Source organism: Rhizobium ruizarguesonis (assembly GCF_012349115.1).
GTDB lineage: Bacteria > Pseudomonadota > Alphaproteobacteria > Rhizobiales > Rhizobiaceae > Rhizobium > Rhizobium ruizarguesonis.
The window spans coordinates 25584-40362 of the sequence record NZ_PQIG01000064.1 but is presented as its reverse complement, the minus strand read 5'-3'; the positions used below and the strand labels follow the sequence as shown (position 1 = coordinate 40362).

The 14779-nt window shown below is 61.1% G+C and carries 13 protein-coding genes; 5 read left to right on the top strand and 8 right to left on the bottom strand.

Going from position 1 to position 14779, the window contains the following annotated elements:
• The first annotated feature begins 5 nt into the window (after positions 1-5).
• Complete coding sequence (locus C3Y91_RS07680; RefSeq protein WP_168575217.1) at positions 6-1004, top strand: TRAP transporter substrate-binding protein; 999 nt, start codon at positions 6-8, stop codon at positions 1002-1004.
• Between the two features lie 292 nt (positions 1005-1296).
• Positions 1297-1956 (top strand): peroxiredoxin, encoded by a 660-nt coding sequence (locus C3Y91_RS07670; protein ID WP_003538881.1) that lies wholly within the window; start codon positions 1297-1299, stop codon positions 1954-1956.
• Positions 1957-2023: 67 nt separating this feature from the next.
• Here the strand turns inward: C3Y91_RS07670 and C3Y91_RS07665 are convergent, their stop codons facing one another.
• Entirely contained in the window at positions 2024-2794 is a 771-nt protein-coding gene (locus C3Y91_RS07665) for a gamma-glutamyl-gamma-aminobutyrate hydrolase family protein (protein WP_130655259.1), read from the bottom strand.
• Positions 2795-3035: 241 nt separating this feature from the next.
• The gene (locus C3Y91_RS07660) at positions 3036-3758 is read right to left on the bottom strand and encodes a glutathione binding-like protein (RefSeq protein WP_024320629.1); all 723 of its coding nucleotides are present in this window, start codon (positions 3756-3758) and stop codon (positions 3036-3038) included.
• 195 nt (positions 3759-3953) lie between these two features.
• Here C3Y91_RS07660 and C3Y91_RS07655 point away from each other — a divergent pair, with 195 nt between their 5' ends.
• Both C3Y91_RS07655 and C3Y91_RS07650 read left to right on the top strand, forming a co-directional pair.
• On the top strand, positions 3954-4937 hold the full coding sequence (locus tag C3Y91_RS07655) for a lytic transglycosylase domain-containing protein (protein WP_174826977.1): 984 nt from the start codon (positions 3954-3956) through the stop codon (positions 4935-4937).
• 90 nt (positions 4938-5027) lie between these two features.
• Entirely contained in the window at positions 5028-5984 is a 957-nt protein-coding gene (locus tag C3Y91_RS07650; RefSeq protein WP_024320631.1) for an NAD-dependent epimerase/dehydratase family protein, read from the top strand.
• A gap of 20 nt (positions 5985-6004) precedes the next feature.
• On the opposite strand, the gene C3Y91_RS07645 is transcribed toward C3Y91_RS07650, so the two are convergent.
• The 6 genes from C3Y91_RS07645 to C3Y91_RS07620 form a co-directional block, all read right to left on the bottom strand.
• Positions 6005-7270, bottom strand: coding sequence for a glycerate kinase type-2 family protein (locus tag C3Y91_RS07645; RefSeq protein WP_168251437.1), 1266 nt, complete (start codon positions 7268-7270; stop codon positions 6005-6007).
• 138 nt (positions 7271-7408) lie between these two features.
• On the bottom strand, positions 7409-8806 hold the full coding sequence (locus tag C3Y91_RS07640) for a dipeptidase (protein ID WP_130688160.1): 1398 nt from the start codon (positions 8804-8806) through the stop codon (positions 7409-7411).
• A gap of 17 nt (positions 8807-8823) precedes the next feature.
• Complete coding sequence (locus tag C3Y91_RS07635; protein WP_018073345.1) at positions 8824-9882, bottom strand: ABC transporter ATP-binding protein; 1059 nt, start codon at positions 9880-9882, stop codon at positions 8824-8826.
• Positions 9883-9889: 7 nt separating this feature from the next.
• The gene (locus C3Y91_RS07630) at positions 9890-10681 is read right to left on the bottom strand and encodes an ABC transporter permease (RefSeq protein ID WP_018073346.1); all 792 of its coding nucleotides are present in this window, start codon (positions 10679-10681) and stop codon (positions 9890-9892) included.
• A complete protein-coding gene (locus C3Y91_RS07625; protein ID WP_018073347.1) occupies positions 10678-11502 on the bottom strand; it encodes an ABC transporter permease in 825 nt (274 codons plus the stop codon). The genes C3Y91_RS07630 and C3Y91_RS07625 overlap by 4 nt, the downstream gene beginning before the upstream one ends.
• 112 nt (positions 11503-11614) lie before the next feature.
• On the bottom strand, positions 11615-12655 hold the full coding sequence (locus C3Y91_RS07620) for an ABC transporter substrate-binding protein (RefSeq protein WP_020397613.1): 1041 nt from the start codon (positions 12653-12655) through the stop codon (positions 11615-11617).
• Positions 12656-12726: 71 nt separating this feature from the next.
• Here C3Y91_RS07620 and C3Y91_RS07615 point away from each other — a divergent pair, with 71 nt between their 5' ends.
• Positions 12727-14748, top strand: coding sequence for an adenine deaminase (locus C3Y91_RS07615; protein WP_018073349.1), 2022 nt, complete (start codon positions 12727-12729; stop codon positions 14746-14748).
• The last annotated feature ends 31 nt before the right edge of the window (positions 14749-14779 follow it).

The following is a 14779-nucleotide window of genomic DNA, read 5'->3' as shown; positions in this document are numbered from 1 at the left end:
ACCCCATGGACAATCTCAACCGACGCAATTTCCTGAAGACCGCAGCTCTCGCCGGAACGGCGCTTGCCGCGCCCGCCTTCGTCCGCACGGCCGCTGCCCGTACGACGACGATCACGATCGCCTCGCTGCTCGGCGACGACAAGCCGGAAACGAAGATCTGGGTGAAGATCGGCGAATTGGTCGAAGCGAAGCTTCCCGGTCAGTTCAAGTTCAATATCGTCAGGAACGGTGCGCTCGGCGGCGAGAAGGAAGTGGCCGAAGGCGTGCGCCTCGGCTCCATCCAGGCCAGCCTTTCGACTGTCTCGTCGCTCTCCGGTTGGGCGCCGGAACTGCAGATCCTCGATCTGCCTTTCCTCTTTCGCGATGCCGACCATGTCCGCAGGACCGTTGGCGGCGATGTTGGCGCCGATCTCAAGCAGAAACTGCAGGCGCAGAATTTCGTCGTCGGCGATTTCATCAATTACGGCGCCCGCCATCTCCTGACCAAGGAACCGGTGACGCGGCCGGAGCAGCTCAAGGGCAAGCGCATTCGCGTCATCCAGAGCCCGCTGCACACCAAGCTCTGGAGCGCATTCGGCACGACGCCGATCGGCATTCCGATCACCGAGACCTATAATGCGCTCGCAACCGGTGTCGCCGACGCGATGGACCTGACCAAGTCGGCCTATGCCGGCTTCAAGCTCTATGAGGTCGTGCCTGATATGACCGAGACCGGCCACATCTGGGCATCCGGCGTCATCTATTATGCCTCGACCTTCTGGGCCGGCCTCAACGACGAGCAGAAGGCGGTGTTCCAGCAGGCTTCCAGCGAAGGGGCTGCCTATTTCAACCAGCTGATCGTCGACGACGAATCCAAATCCGTCGAGACAGCACTTGCCAACGGCGGAAAGCTCTTGAAGCCGGAAGCCTTCGAGGAATGGCAGAAGGGCGCCCAGGGCGTCTGGGCGGATTTCGCGCCTGTTGTCGGCGGCATCGACAAGATCAAATCGGTCCAGGCCGCCTAGGCGAGGGGCGGGCGGTTCTCCCGCAGCTTTTGACGGGACCGATGGAAAACCCATCGGTCTCTTCATCGCGCGCACTTGCCGGAAAAATAATGCCGGAGCAGGCCGGAAATCGAAAGAGCATGCCTTCGGTGATCGTGGTATATAACTTACTTAAAATCCTGGAATGGGAAGTTTTTACCTTCGGCCGGTGCGATCCTGTTGACCGCAATCTCGCGACCGCTTCCGGCAGACGGATCCCATGGCCTCGATTTGAGATAAACAACATTGAACACAAGGCTTTGGAGGGCCGACCATGAGCTTACGCATCAACGATATTGCCCCCGATTTTACCGCCGACACCACCCAGGGACCGATCAGCTTCCATGAGTGGATCGGCAGCGGCTGGGCCGTCCTGTTCTCGCATCCGAAGAATTTTACGCCTGTTTGCACGACCGAGCTCGGCGCCATGGCTGGCCTTGCCGGAGAATTTTCCAAGCGTGGCGCCAAGGTCATCGGCATCTCCGTCGATCCGGTGGAAAGCCATGCCAAGTGGAAGAACGACATCAAGACCGCCACCGGCTTCGACGTTGAATATCCCCTGATCGGTGACAAGGACCTCAAGGTCGCCAAGCTTTACGACATGCTGCCGGCCGGCGCCGGCGAGAGCTCGGAAGGCCGCACGCCTGCCGACAACGCGACCGTGCGTTCGGTCTTCATCATCGGTCCCGATAAGAAGATCAAGCTGATCCTGACCTATCCCATGACGACGGGCCGCAATTTCAATGAGATCCTGCGCGCCATCGATTCCATCCAGCTGACGGCCAAGCACCAAGTGGCGACACCAGCGAACTGGAACCAGGGCGAGGACGTCATCATCACCGCCGCGGTTTCCAACGAAGACGCAATCACCCGTTTCGGCTCCTTCGATACGGTTCTGCCCTATCTCAGGAAGACCAAGCAGCCGACGGCCTGACTACTGCTTTCAAGCCATTCCCTAAGCCGCCGCGAAAGCACTTCGCGGCGGCTTTTTACTGATCAGACTAAGCGATGGCTTTATGGGCTCTCACCGCATCGCCGAATGCCTGAAACAGCGCACGATTAACAGGGTTGGTTTGCGGATCGTATTCGGCATGCCATTGCACACCGAGCGCAAATCCCGGCGCGTCCTTGAACCGTATCGCCTCGATCGTCCCGTCCTCGGCAATGCCTTCGGCAACGACTCTTTCGCCTAGGTCGAGGATGCCCTGCCCATGCAGGGAGTTCACCCGGATCGTCTCCCGGCCGAGGATGCGTGCAAACATCCCGTCCTCTATAAGTCGAACGTCGTGACGATCGCCGAAAACGATGGCGGGGTCGGGATGGATCTCGCCGGTCTCAAGGCGCGGCATTCGGTGATTCATGCGTCCGGGCAATTCCCGGATTTCGGGATGTAGCGAGCCCCCGGCGGCGACATTCATTTCCTGAAAACCGCGACATATGCCGAAAATAGGAACGCCTTGCGCAACACAGGCTTCGATCAATGGCAGCGCCAGCCCGTCACGATCCTCATCATAAGGCTCATGCTTGGGATCCGGCACCATGTTGAATCGGCTGGGATGGACATTGGCTCTGGCACCCGTCAGCAGAATGCCGTCGACGACAGCCAGCAGATCCGCGATATCGGCCAGTTTAGGATTGCCGGCAAACATCAGCGGCAACGCTTCGGCGACATCGGCCACGGCCCGCAAATTGTTTTCTCCGACAAGCTGGGTCGAGAAGCGGCTTTCGATGATGCGGGCGTTCCCGATGATGCCGATTACAGGTCTTGCCATTGCTTGTCACACCCCAAGTCGCAACGCCAGCTACCCAAGCCGCCTGGCCCCTCGGGCAGGTGATTTGCAACGCCGCGAAACCGGAACCGGCCTCGGGCTGACTGCCGGCTCGGTTGTCACTATATGGTTATCCTTGGTCGCAATGCAGGTGCAAGAGCTTTTGCGACCGCCAAGGCAGGTCCGTTAAAAGCCTGAACAAGGCGAAGCTCGGAGAAGCGAATTTCCTTGGCCGAGCCGGTGCTCAATCCGGAACGGGAAGGGCGCGCTGGTTGTAGAGGATCTTGCGGATACGCGCCTGTTCCTCTTCGGAGAGCTTGCTGTTGTCGGTGCCGAGATCGGCGCCGACCGCAAGGCCGCGCTGGACGCCGGGCCTTGCGCCAACCTCCTCGAACCATCGCTTGAAATGCTTGAACTCGTTGATGTCTTGACCCTGTGCCTGCCAGTTGACGGTCCAGGGATAGCTGACGATGTCGGCGATGGTGAATTCGTCACCGGCCAGATAGCGTCGGTCACGAAGCCGCATGTTGAGAACGCCGTAGAGGCGGTTGGCTTCGTCTGTGAAGCGCCGCACCGCATAGGACTGATCGCCTTCGCGATCGGCGAGGCGGCGGAAATGACCGGCCTCGCCGAGCTTCGGCCCCTGGTTCGCCATCTGCCAGATCACCCATTGCGTGACCTCGTATTTGCCGCGCAGATCCTGCGGCCAGAATTTGCCGGTCTTTTCGGCGAGGTAGAATAGGATCGCGCCGGATTCGAAGACGCTCAACGGACCGCCACCATCGGCGGGCGCGTGATCGACGATGGCAGGCATGCGGTGATTGGGGTTGAGTCTGAGATAATCGGGTTTGAACTGGTCGCCCCGGCCGATATTGACCGGCACCAGCCGGTAGGGCGTGTCCGTTTCCTCCAGGAAGATCGAAACCTTCTTGCCGTTCGGCGTCGGCCAGTAGTGGAGATCAATCATCTGCTTATCCTCGTTTGCTCGGGATTTCCTGGCAAACAGGATGACGCTACGACCATGGCAGGTCGAATATGTTTGTTCCAAAATCGATGGCGAAATTAGAAACCTGTGACCGTTCCTGGCGCCAATTCGGGTGCAGATATGGAAATGGGGGAGGCGTCGCGCCTTCATCGATGGTATCTAGAATCCAGCGTCGCGATGGAAGTTCGAACCTGCCGAGATCCGATGATACGTCGAAAGCGTCAGTCCGACATTGCGAGGAGATCGACGAAGGCCATGCTTTCGCTCTGTCTTCTGTTTCCCGCCATGGACACAGTAAAGGCCCAGCCTGAGGGGAGCGCCGGGTCGCCGGCCTGCTTGTATTCGGGACCTTCGGCGGCGGGATCGGGTGAGACGCTCTGCATCCGGAAAGACAGTTTCAACTACGACCTTTGCGTCGCGATCGAGCATTTCGCCAGCGCCAATCAATTGCCAGCGAATTATTTCGCCCGTCTCATCTGGCGAGAAAGCACCTTTCGCCCCGATGCAGTCAGCTTCAAGGGAGCCCAGGGGATTGCGCAGTTCATGCCCGGAACGGCGAAACTGCGCGGTCTCGAAGACAGCTACCAGGTGTTGGAAGCGCTGCGGAAATCTGCGCAGTATCTCGACGAATTGCGCAATCGTTTCGGCAATCTCGGACTTGCCGCCGCCGCCTATAATGCCGGTGAAAACGGCCTTGCCACTTACCTTGCGTCAGGCAGATTACCTTACGAGACGCGTGGCTACGTCATGGCGATCACCGCGCATACGGTCGAGGAATGGAAGGATACCCCACCGGAAGATGCGGCCGCCCCGCTCGACAAGGACAAGTCCTTCCTCGATGGCTGTGTGGCGCTTGCGGAGAGACGGACGTTGAAGGACACGCCCTGGCGTCAGGAGGGTGAATGGGCGCCCTGGGGCGTCCAGCTTGCGGCGAATGCGAATGTCGCGGTGGCCCGGCGCATGTTTCTCGATGCCGTGCAGGATCTGCCTGCGCCCCTGAATGCGGAGCAGCCGCTGATCCTGCGCCAGCGCGATCGCAGCTTCGGTTTTCGGCCGCGTTATGCTGTCCGCATCGGCCGGCAGACGCGCATGGAAGCCAACGACCTCTGTAACCAGATCCGCAAACACGGCGGCACCTGTCTGGTTTTCAAGAATCGATAGCGGGCCTGTCCAGCCCCTTGATCACGAAAAGTCTGCTTGCAGGATCACCTAAGCGCGCATATTCAACACGGAAATGCCAAGGGAGGAACGATGATGCGGGTTTTGGTTATCGGAGCAACGGGCCATGTGGGAACCTATCTCGTTCCCCGTCTGGTGGAAGCCGGTCACGACGTCGTCACGATCAGCCGCGGCACGGCAAAGCCCTATACGGCAAACCACGCCTGGGCTGCCGTCGATCAGCGTCAGATGGATCGCGCAGCCATGGAGCGGACGGGTGATTTCGGCCCAGCCGTACGTGGTGTGAAAGCCGACATCGTCATCGACATGATCTGCTTCACGCTGGAAAGTGCCGAGCATCTGGTGACGGCGCTGTCGGGGCATGTCGGTCACTTTCTGCATACCGGCACGATCTGGACGCATGGCCATTCGACGGTCGTACCCACGCTGGAGGAGACGCCGAAATTTCCGTTCGGCGACTATGGGACGCAGAAGGCGGCAATCGAAACCTATCTGCTGCAGCAGGCAAGGCTTCGCGGATTTCCGGCAACCATCATCCATCCCGGACACATTGTCGGTCCGGGCTGGACGCCGCTCAATCCGGCCGGCAATTTCAACCTGCAGGTCTTTTCGACCCTTGCCCGCGGAGAGACCCTGGCGCTGCCCCATTTCGGCTTGGAGACCGTTCATCACGTCCATGCCGATGACGTGGCTGCGATGTTCATGGATGCGATCGCCAATTGGAATGCGTCGACCGGCGAAAGTTTCCACGCGGTTTCGGAGCAGGCATTGACCCTTCGCGGGTATGCCGAATCCATGTCTCGCTGGTTCGGGCACGAGCCGAAGCTCAGCTTCGCCCCATTCGACGCCTGGGCCGAAAGTCAGACGGCTGAGGATGCGAAGGCGACCTGGGAACATATTGCCCGCAGCCCGAATTGTTCGATCGCAAAAGCCGGACGCCTGCTCGGTTACACTCCGAGATACACCTCCCTGCAGGCGGTGCAGGAATCAGTCGGCTGGCTGGTCGAGCAGGGGCGGATCGAGACCTGATCCGCCAGCGCCGCCGCTTCCTAACGGATCAGGATGGCCCTGAAATCATTGACATTGGTTCCGGTCGGGCCGGTTTCGAAGAGATCGCCGGTGGCCGCAAAGCCCGAATAGCTGTCATTGCCGTCGAGTAGCCGGCGCGGATCGAGCCCGGCGGCACGCAGGCGCCTCACCGTGCCGCCATCGGCAAAGGCACCGGCATTATCCTCCGAGCCGTCGATCCCGTCCGTGTCGGCGGCGAGGACATGAATGCCCTCCTGTCCGTCGATCGCAAGCGCCATGGCGAGCGCGAATTCGCCGTTGCGTCCGCCCTTGCCACCCTTGGTTCTCAGCGTCACCGTCGTCTCGCCGCCGGAAAGGATGACGACCGGCTTCGGAAACGGCCGGTTCCGGCCCGACACTTCGCGGGCAATCGCCGCATGCACCAGCGCCACGTCGCGCGATTCCCCCTCGATCGCATCCGAAAGAATGGCCGGCTCGATCCCCTGCGACTTCGCCAGGGCGGCAGCCGCCTCCAGCGAAATGCCGGCGGAGGCGATGATGTGATGCGCGTGCCGCAAGAATATCGGATCGTCCGGCCGCGGTGCATCGGCTTTCGGCGAGTTCAGATGGTCGAGTGCTGCCTGCGGCAGCTGCAATCCGTATTGTCTGATGATCTCGAGCGCATCGTGCCGTGTCGAACCATCAGGGACCGTCGGCCCGGAGGCGACATGAGCCGGGTTGTCGCCGGGAATGTCGGAGACGATCAGACTGACGACCCTCGCTTTGGTCGCTGCCGCAAGTCTTCCGCCTTTGATGGTGGAGAGATGCTTGCGCACGACATTCATCGCCGAAATCGGCGCGCCCGAGGCAAGCAGCATTTCGTTGAGCGCGATCTCGTCTTCAAGGGTCAGCCCGTCCGGTGGGGCGGGCAGCAGCGCCGAGCCGCCGCCGCAGATCAGCGCGATCACCAGATCGTCTTCCGTCAGCCCGTTCACCGTCTCGGTCAGCCGCTTTGCGGCGGCAAGGCCAGCCGCATCCGGCACCGGATGGGCGGCCTCGATAATCTCGATGCCGCGTGTCTCGCAGCCATAGCCGTAACGGGTGACCACCACACCTTCGAGCGGCCCGTCCCAGACGCTTTCGAGCGCCCGCGCCATCTGCGCCGCGCCCTTGCCGGCACCGATCACCACGGTCCTTCCCTTCGGCCTTTCAGGCAGATGCGCCTTGATGCCGGTCAGCGGATCGGCGGCGCGAACCGCCGCGTCAAACAGGCCTTTCAGGAAATCGCGGGGAGCGGTTATCGTCATCGGTGGTCTCTGCTGCGTCGGTGTCGATGGTGATGTGGGGCGCTTGCTGCACCATAGCCTACTGCATAATGCAGCAATTCAAAGTGTTACAGCGTCCTTTGCCGCTCTCGAAAAGCCGCGCGGCGCGATACACCCGCGTCAGTCGGCGAGGGCCGCCAGGATGCGAACCCAGGATCGTATGCCTTTGTGGAAGCTGGAGAGATCGTATTTTTCGTTCGGGCTGTGGACGCGGTTGTCGAAGCGGGCGAAGCCGACCAGCAGGGCATCGCATCCGAGCCGCCGTTTGAATTCGCCGATGATCGGGATCGAGCCTCCGGTGCCGGCAAGGGCTGCTTCGCATTGCCATTCCGTCGAAAGCGCCTGAAGCGTCCTGGTGAGAAACGGACTGTCTATCGGCATGACGGTTGCCGGCGAAAGCCCGTAATCCCTGAAGCTGACCGAACAATCTCTTGGGATTCGCTCGCGCACGTGCCGCTGGAAAGCATCGCGGATCGCCTGGGGATCCTGTCCCTCCACCAGGCGAAACGAAATCTTGGCGCTCGCCTTTGCCGGAATGACCGTCTTAAAGCCTTCGCCGGTATAACCACCATTCATGCCGTTGATCTCGCAGCTCGGCCGCGCCCAGATCTGTTCGAGGACGGAACGGCCTGCCTCGCCGGCCGGATCTCTGAGGCCAATATCGCCGAGAAAGGCCTCCTCGTCGAAGGGCAGTCTCTTCCACAGCGCCTTGATGGAGTCGGGGAGTTCTTTCACGTCATCATAGAAACCCTCGACCGCGACGCTACCGTCGGCGCGCCGCAGGCTCGAAACGATATCTGACAGTACCTGCAGCGGATTGCGCGCGGCATTGCCGAACATGCCGGAATGAAGGTCTTGATCGGCGCAGGTGATCTCGATTTCCGTGCTGAAGATCCCGCGCAGCATCGTCGTGACGGCAGGCGTTTCGCGATCCCACATATCCGTGTCGCAGACGAAAACCGCATCGGCCTTCAATTCTTCTGCCGTGGTATCCAGAAAGGGTGCGAGGCTCGGACTGCCGGCCTCTTCCTCACCTTCGAACAGCACGCTCACCTGCACTGGCAGTTTCCCGGTGACACTTTTCCAGGCGCGGCAGGCTTCGACGAAGGTCATCAACTGCCCCTTGTCGTCGGACGCGCCGCGCGCGACGATCGCGGTATCGCCGTTCGGCAAGGCTTCCATGCGTGGCTCGAATGGATCGCTCGTCCACAGCGCCAGCGGGTCGACCGGCTGGACATCGTAGTGGCCGTAAAACAGCAGATGCGGTCCGGACGCCGCCTTTTCATGGGCGACGACCATTGGATGGCCGGTCGTTTTGCGCACCGATGCTTCGAAGCCGATGGCCGCCAGATCCCGGCTCAGCCATTCGGCAGCAGTGCGGCAGTGATCACGATAGGCCGGGTCGGTCGAGACGCTCGGAATGCGGATCAGCTCGAAAAGCCGCGCCAGGCTGCCATCGAGGCTTTGGTCCACATGGGCAAGAACGGCATCGATATCTTGGTCCATGGCACTAGTCATCGTCTCTCCTCAGCGTTTCAATCTTCCGGGTCGAGAATGCAGCATTGCTCGGCCACAGGCGTGAGCACCGCGGACGCCCCTGTTTCCAGCGGATCGGACAGTGCCCCATTGGCGGTGATCTCGCCTGCCGCGGTCGTGCATTTGTACTGATAGGCCCGGCCGAGATAGGTGCGCGTGCCGAGCACGGCCGCGATGCCATCACCGTCACGGCTGACGGCAAGACCGTCTGCGCGGCAAGCCAGCACGAAGTCGTCCTTGATCGGCCCGAATGTGTCTTGCGACAGCTGCAGCCGTGCTCCGCCCGTTGTTTCAGTGGTCACAAGCGCGCCGTTGCGCGCGGTCACCTTCATGCGGATCAGGTTCTCGAATCCGACGAAGCGGGCGACGAAAGCGTTGGCCGGTTGGCGATACAGCACCTCGGGCGCGTCAAGCTGCATGATGCGCCCGGCATTCATGATCGCCACCCTGTCGGAGATCGAGAATGCCTCCTCCTGGTCGTGGGTGACGTAAAGCGAGGTCGTGCCGTTGGCGCGCTGGAGCTGCCTGATCTCGACGCGCATGTCGATCCTGAGCTTTGCATCCAGGTTGGAAAGCGGCTCGTCGAACATCAGAAGCGGCGGCTCGATGACCAGGGCCCGGGCGAGAGCCACACGCTGTTTCTGGCCGCCCGACAGGGCCGACGGCAGGCGGTCGGCGAGGGCGGCAAGACCGACACGCTCCAACATCGCCATCGTTCTTTTCGTCCGTTCCGGCAGGGGAATACGACGCTGCCTCAGGCCGAAGGCAACATTGTCCTGGACGCTCAGATGCGGAAAAAGCGCGTAGTTCTGAAAGACCAGGCCGATGTCGCGCGCATGTGCGGGGAGGCCGGTCAGGTCGCGCTCGCCGAGCTTGATGCTGCCGCTGCTCGGTTGCAGAAAACCGGCCACGAGGCGCAATGTCGTCGTCTTGCCGCAGCCGCTGGAGCCGAGCAGGGACACCAACTCCCCGGCCATGACTGAAATCGATAGGTCCTTGAGCACCTGGGTGCTGCCGTAATGGGCGGAGATGGAATCGATGGTGAGGGATTCGGTCAAGAGCGTTCTACTTTGTCAGGAAGGTGAGGCCGAGCGTGGCCTCAACGACGGCCATGACGCCGACTGTTACGAACATCAGCAGTACCGATACCGACGCGATCGTCGGATCGAAGAACTGCTCCATATGCGCAAGGATCTGTATCGGCAGCGTCGAGATACCCGGCCCGGTCAGGAAGACCGAAACCGACACGTCGTTGATCGAGGTGATGAAGGCGAGGATGAAGGCGGCAATGACCCCGGCGCGGATATTCGGCAGGACCACGGTCAGAAAGGTTTTCAGCGGCGGGCAACCCAGGCTGATCGCCGCCTCCTCAACGGAAAAATCGAAGGCCGCCAGACTGGCGCCGACGACACGCACCGAATAGGGCAGGATCAGCAGCGCATGGCCGACCAGCAGGCTGATGAAGATGGGCAGCCCGAGGCCAATTGTGACCGACTTCATCAGCGAAAATCCGAAGACGATCTCCGGCACCAGGATCGGCAGCACGAAGATGGTGGAAAGCCAGCGCGGCAATTCCACCCGGTAGCGGTTGATCGCATAGGCCGCCGGCACGCCGATCAGCAGCGACAGCGCCGTGCCGAAAAAAGCGACCTGCAGGCTGGTCAGCGCGGTCGTGCGGAAGGCCTCGATTTCGAATATATTGACGAACCACCGCAATGTCAGGCCCTGCGGCGGGAAGGTCAGATAGGTCGTGTCGCTGACGGCCGCACCGATAATGATGACGAGCGGTGCGAGCAGGAAGAAGAAAACGCAGGCCGCAAAGGCGGCGAGGATCGGGTGAATGCGCCTGTCCATCACACCGCCATCGGGTTGAGCCGGCGTGCAATGCGGCTCATGATGAGGACAACGCCGAGCGTCAGCGCCACCATGATGGCGGCGATGGTCGATGCGCCGACCCAATCGAAAGTCACCATGGCGCGCTGGTAGAGGAAGGTCCCCATCATCATCTGCTTTTCTCCGCCGAGCAGTTGCGGTGTCGCATAGGAGGTGAAGCTGCCGGTGAAGACCAGGACCGCGCCGACGATGAGGCCGGGTGTCGCGAGCGGCAGGATCACCTGAAAGAATGTCATCAGCGGTCTCGCGCCGAGCGAGGCGGAGGCGTCGATCAGATCGCGCGGGATGCCTTCAAGCACCCCGACGAGCGTCAGGATCATCAGGGGAACGAAGAGATAGACCATGGCGACGATCACCGAGCCTTCGGTATAGAGCATCGAAAGCGGCTCCCCGATAATGCCGGTCGAGATTAGCATGGCGTTCAGAATGCCATTCTTTCCGAGAATGATCAGCCATGCGAAGGATCGGACGACGACACCTGTCAGCAGCGGAAAAACCGCCGCGATGATCATGATGCTCTTTGCGCGACCGGGCATCTGCGCGATCACATAGGCGGTGATGAAGCCCACAGTGAGCGAAATCGCCGTCGTGACCAGGGCGACCTCCAACGTCCGATAAAGAACCGCCCGGCGAAAACCGCTGCTGAAGAAGGTCACATAGGGCGCAAACACGCCCTTCGGTTCCGCAAACGTCGCGGCGATGGTGATGGCGACGGGAATGATGAGAAGCACAACGACGGCAATCGTCGCCGGCATCGTCAATCCCCATCTGGCAAAATGCTTCATCTCAAAACTCGTGCATGTCCTGATATCAGGAGCGCCGCATCTCGGATTCGGATGTGCGGCGCTTCCAGGTCAGCTTGGCAATAAACCGGCCTCAGGCCGGATATCGCGCAGCTTACTGGCCGAAGACTTCGTTCCAGCGGTCGATCCAGTCGGCCTTGGCAGCGTTCATCTTGGCATAGTCGATGCGAGTGAGGCTGGCGACCATATCCGGGCCATAGGTCCAGATCTTCGCCTGGTCCGGCGTCAGGCTAACCTTCGTCGAGATCGGCGCATCGACGCCTTGTTCGGCTTCAGCCTGCTGGACTTCTTTGGACAGGATGAAGTTGATGAATTGATGCGCGAGTTCGACATTTTCCGAACCCTTCGGGATGTTCACGGTATTCAGCGTGGCGATATCGCCGTCCGTAAGCTTGGCCCATGTCATCGTCGGAACGGCCGCCTGCATCGATGCCAGGGTAAAGTCCTGGGCCAGCGCAACGCGCACTTCGCCGGTTGATATCAGGTTCACCAGCTCCGAGCCGGTGTTGTAGTTCTTGACGACATTGGGCTTCAGCGCCTCGATTTCCGAAAAGGCCTTGTCGGTGTCTTCATAGGCATCCGCGCCGCCATGCTTGCCGGCTTCCAAAACGACCAGCGGACCGGCCGTGGTGGTGATGCCGGGCAGGGAGACGGAGCTCTTCAGATCGTCGCGCCAGAGGTCGCCCCAGGCGGTGATCGGCGGGTTGACCTTGGCGGAGTCATAGACGATGCCGACGCGGCCGATCGTATAGGCGGGACCATATTTGCCCTGAGGCGCCTTGCCCAGCTCGTAAATATCCGCGAGGTTGGGGATCTTCGACGCATCGATCTCCTGGAACAGTCCCTGTTCGATGCCGAGCTGCGAGAAGCTGTCGGTGAGATAGATGACATCGACGCCCTTGCCATCGCGCAATTTCAGCTTGTTGAGCCGGTCGGCATTGTTGCCGGTCTCGAACACGATCTCGCAGCCGCAGATCTTCTTGAAGGGCGTGATGATGTTCGCATTCATCTTCTCGCCGTTATAGCCCCACCAGGAGATGGTCAGCGTCTTCGATTGCGCCTGTGCCGCGGCGGTGCTGCCCACGGCGGCAAGCAGCGCGAGAGACAGGATTCGGGCAAAACGTCTGGCCTTCATGAGCAATGTCCTTCTGTGAAAAACGGCGTTGATAATCGGGATCATACCCCCTGGATTTGAGGGATACTATTTTGATCGACCGGGTCGCAAGCTCAATACTTGGGCAAATACGCTCTTGTGCCGGGAATTTTCCAGGACCGGAGCATCGCTTTACACATCGGATTGTGGTCTTTACGGTCCGGCGGTTCCAGCTTCTCACGGGCATTCCATTCATGGCCACTTCGCGCACTGCTCCTCTTCCAGATGATCTGCTGATCAACGCGTCCGACGAGGTTCTGACGCGCCAGGATCTGGTGCTGACGGCGCTCGGACGCCGGCCCGCCGACAGGTTGTTGCGAGTGGGCAGGTTGCTCGATGTCCATTCGAGGACATGGCTCGACGATCAGGAGATCGTCATCAAGGGCCGCCGCATCGCCTATGTCGGCCCCGCCGGCAGTTACGCAGGCGAGGTGAGCGAGCGGTTCTCCGAGCCGGATCTTGCGGCCGTGCCGGGCTTCGGCGAGGCGCATAAACATATTGAAAGCTCCCATCTGACGCCTGAGTGGGAGGCGGCTTTGGTGATGCCGCATGGCGTGACCTGGACATGCGAGGCGAGCCACGAATTTTCCAACGTCAACGGCGCCCGCAATCTGGAATTCTGGCTGGAAGCGCGCCGGCGCGGATCGCCGATGAAAATCTTTCCCCTGCCTGGCTCCGCCGTCCCGCCGACCGCCTATGAATGGGGTGGTGGCTGGTTCGGGTACGATGAGCAGAAGGCCTTCCTTGCCGAAAGCCTGATGGTCGCCGGGCTCGACGAGGTCATGGACTGGCCGTCCATATCCGATCCCGGCAATCCTTCCTACGATCGGCTGTGGGGCATGATCGGCGCGACCTTCGAGCAGCGAGGCGTGGTCGAAGGCCACGGTGCCGGACTGCGTGACATGGCCTCGATCAATGCCTTCGCCGCGGCGGGTCTCGCCTCCGATCACGAAGGCTGGTTTCTCGATGAGATCTGGCAGAAGCTTCTCCACGGTCTTTTCATCGAGCTCAGGCCGCATTCCCTGCCGGAGGTCATCCGCGGGCTGATCGACAAGGGACTGACGGACTGGTCGCAGATCGCCCTGGTGACCGACGACCGCAGCGCCTCGGACACGCTGAAAATCGGCGCGACCGACCACAATGTCCGCCTCGCCATTGAAAACGGCCTTGCGCCGGAGATCGCCATCCAGTGCGTCACCCTCAATCCGGCGCGCCATATGCGGCTGACGCCTTGGGTCGGATCGATCGCGCCGGGCCGTTTCGCCGATTTCGTTCTTTTGAACGACGTTGCCAGCCTGTCGATCGAAAAAGTGTGGGCCGACGGGAGTCCTGTGTCGGAAGGCGCGACATTCATTGGCGCGCGTCCTGAAATCGACTGGCCGCAATGGGCGACGCGGACCGTGAAAATAGACCGGACGGTCACGGCTGACGATTTCCGCATCGAAGCGCCGACGAACCGGACCACGGTCAACGCAGCACTTTTGCGCCCGTTTCACTGGCACGACGATTTCATCACCATGGAATTGCCGGTGGAAGAGGGCGCCGTGCAGCGGGATCCCGTGCGCAATGTCACCAAATTCTCGATTGTCGACCGGTTCTCCGGGGAGGCCAAGGTCTCCAGGATGTTCTGGCTGGGCACCGGACCGCGCACGCCGGAGACGGCGCTCGCCTCCACGCTCGGGCACGACAAGCACAATATCTGGACGGTCGGCTCATCCGACGAGGCGATGGCGATATCAGTCAATGCCTTGAACGAGCAGCAGGGCGGCTGGGTGCTGGTATCCGGCGGCAAGATTCTCGCCCGCGTGCGCTATGAGGTCGGCGGCCTGATGACGGCGCGTTCGGCCGAAGTGCTCGATGCGGAGATGCAGGCTCTTTATGCCGCCGGCGCCGGCATCGACTGGATGTACGAGCCGACCTTTTCGCCTCGATGGTGGCCGGGATTTCCCGAACGCCTGTCATTTGCGACGCTGACCTGCTCACCCTGGCGCTGGGTCCTGGTTGCGCCGTCGGAGCTGGCGCCGGAGGGGTTCGTCAACGTGCTCACCGGCAAAACCCATCCGATTGTCTGGTGACATTGCGGCCCGCTAAATTTCCACCTGATTG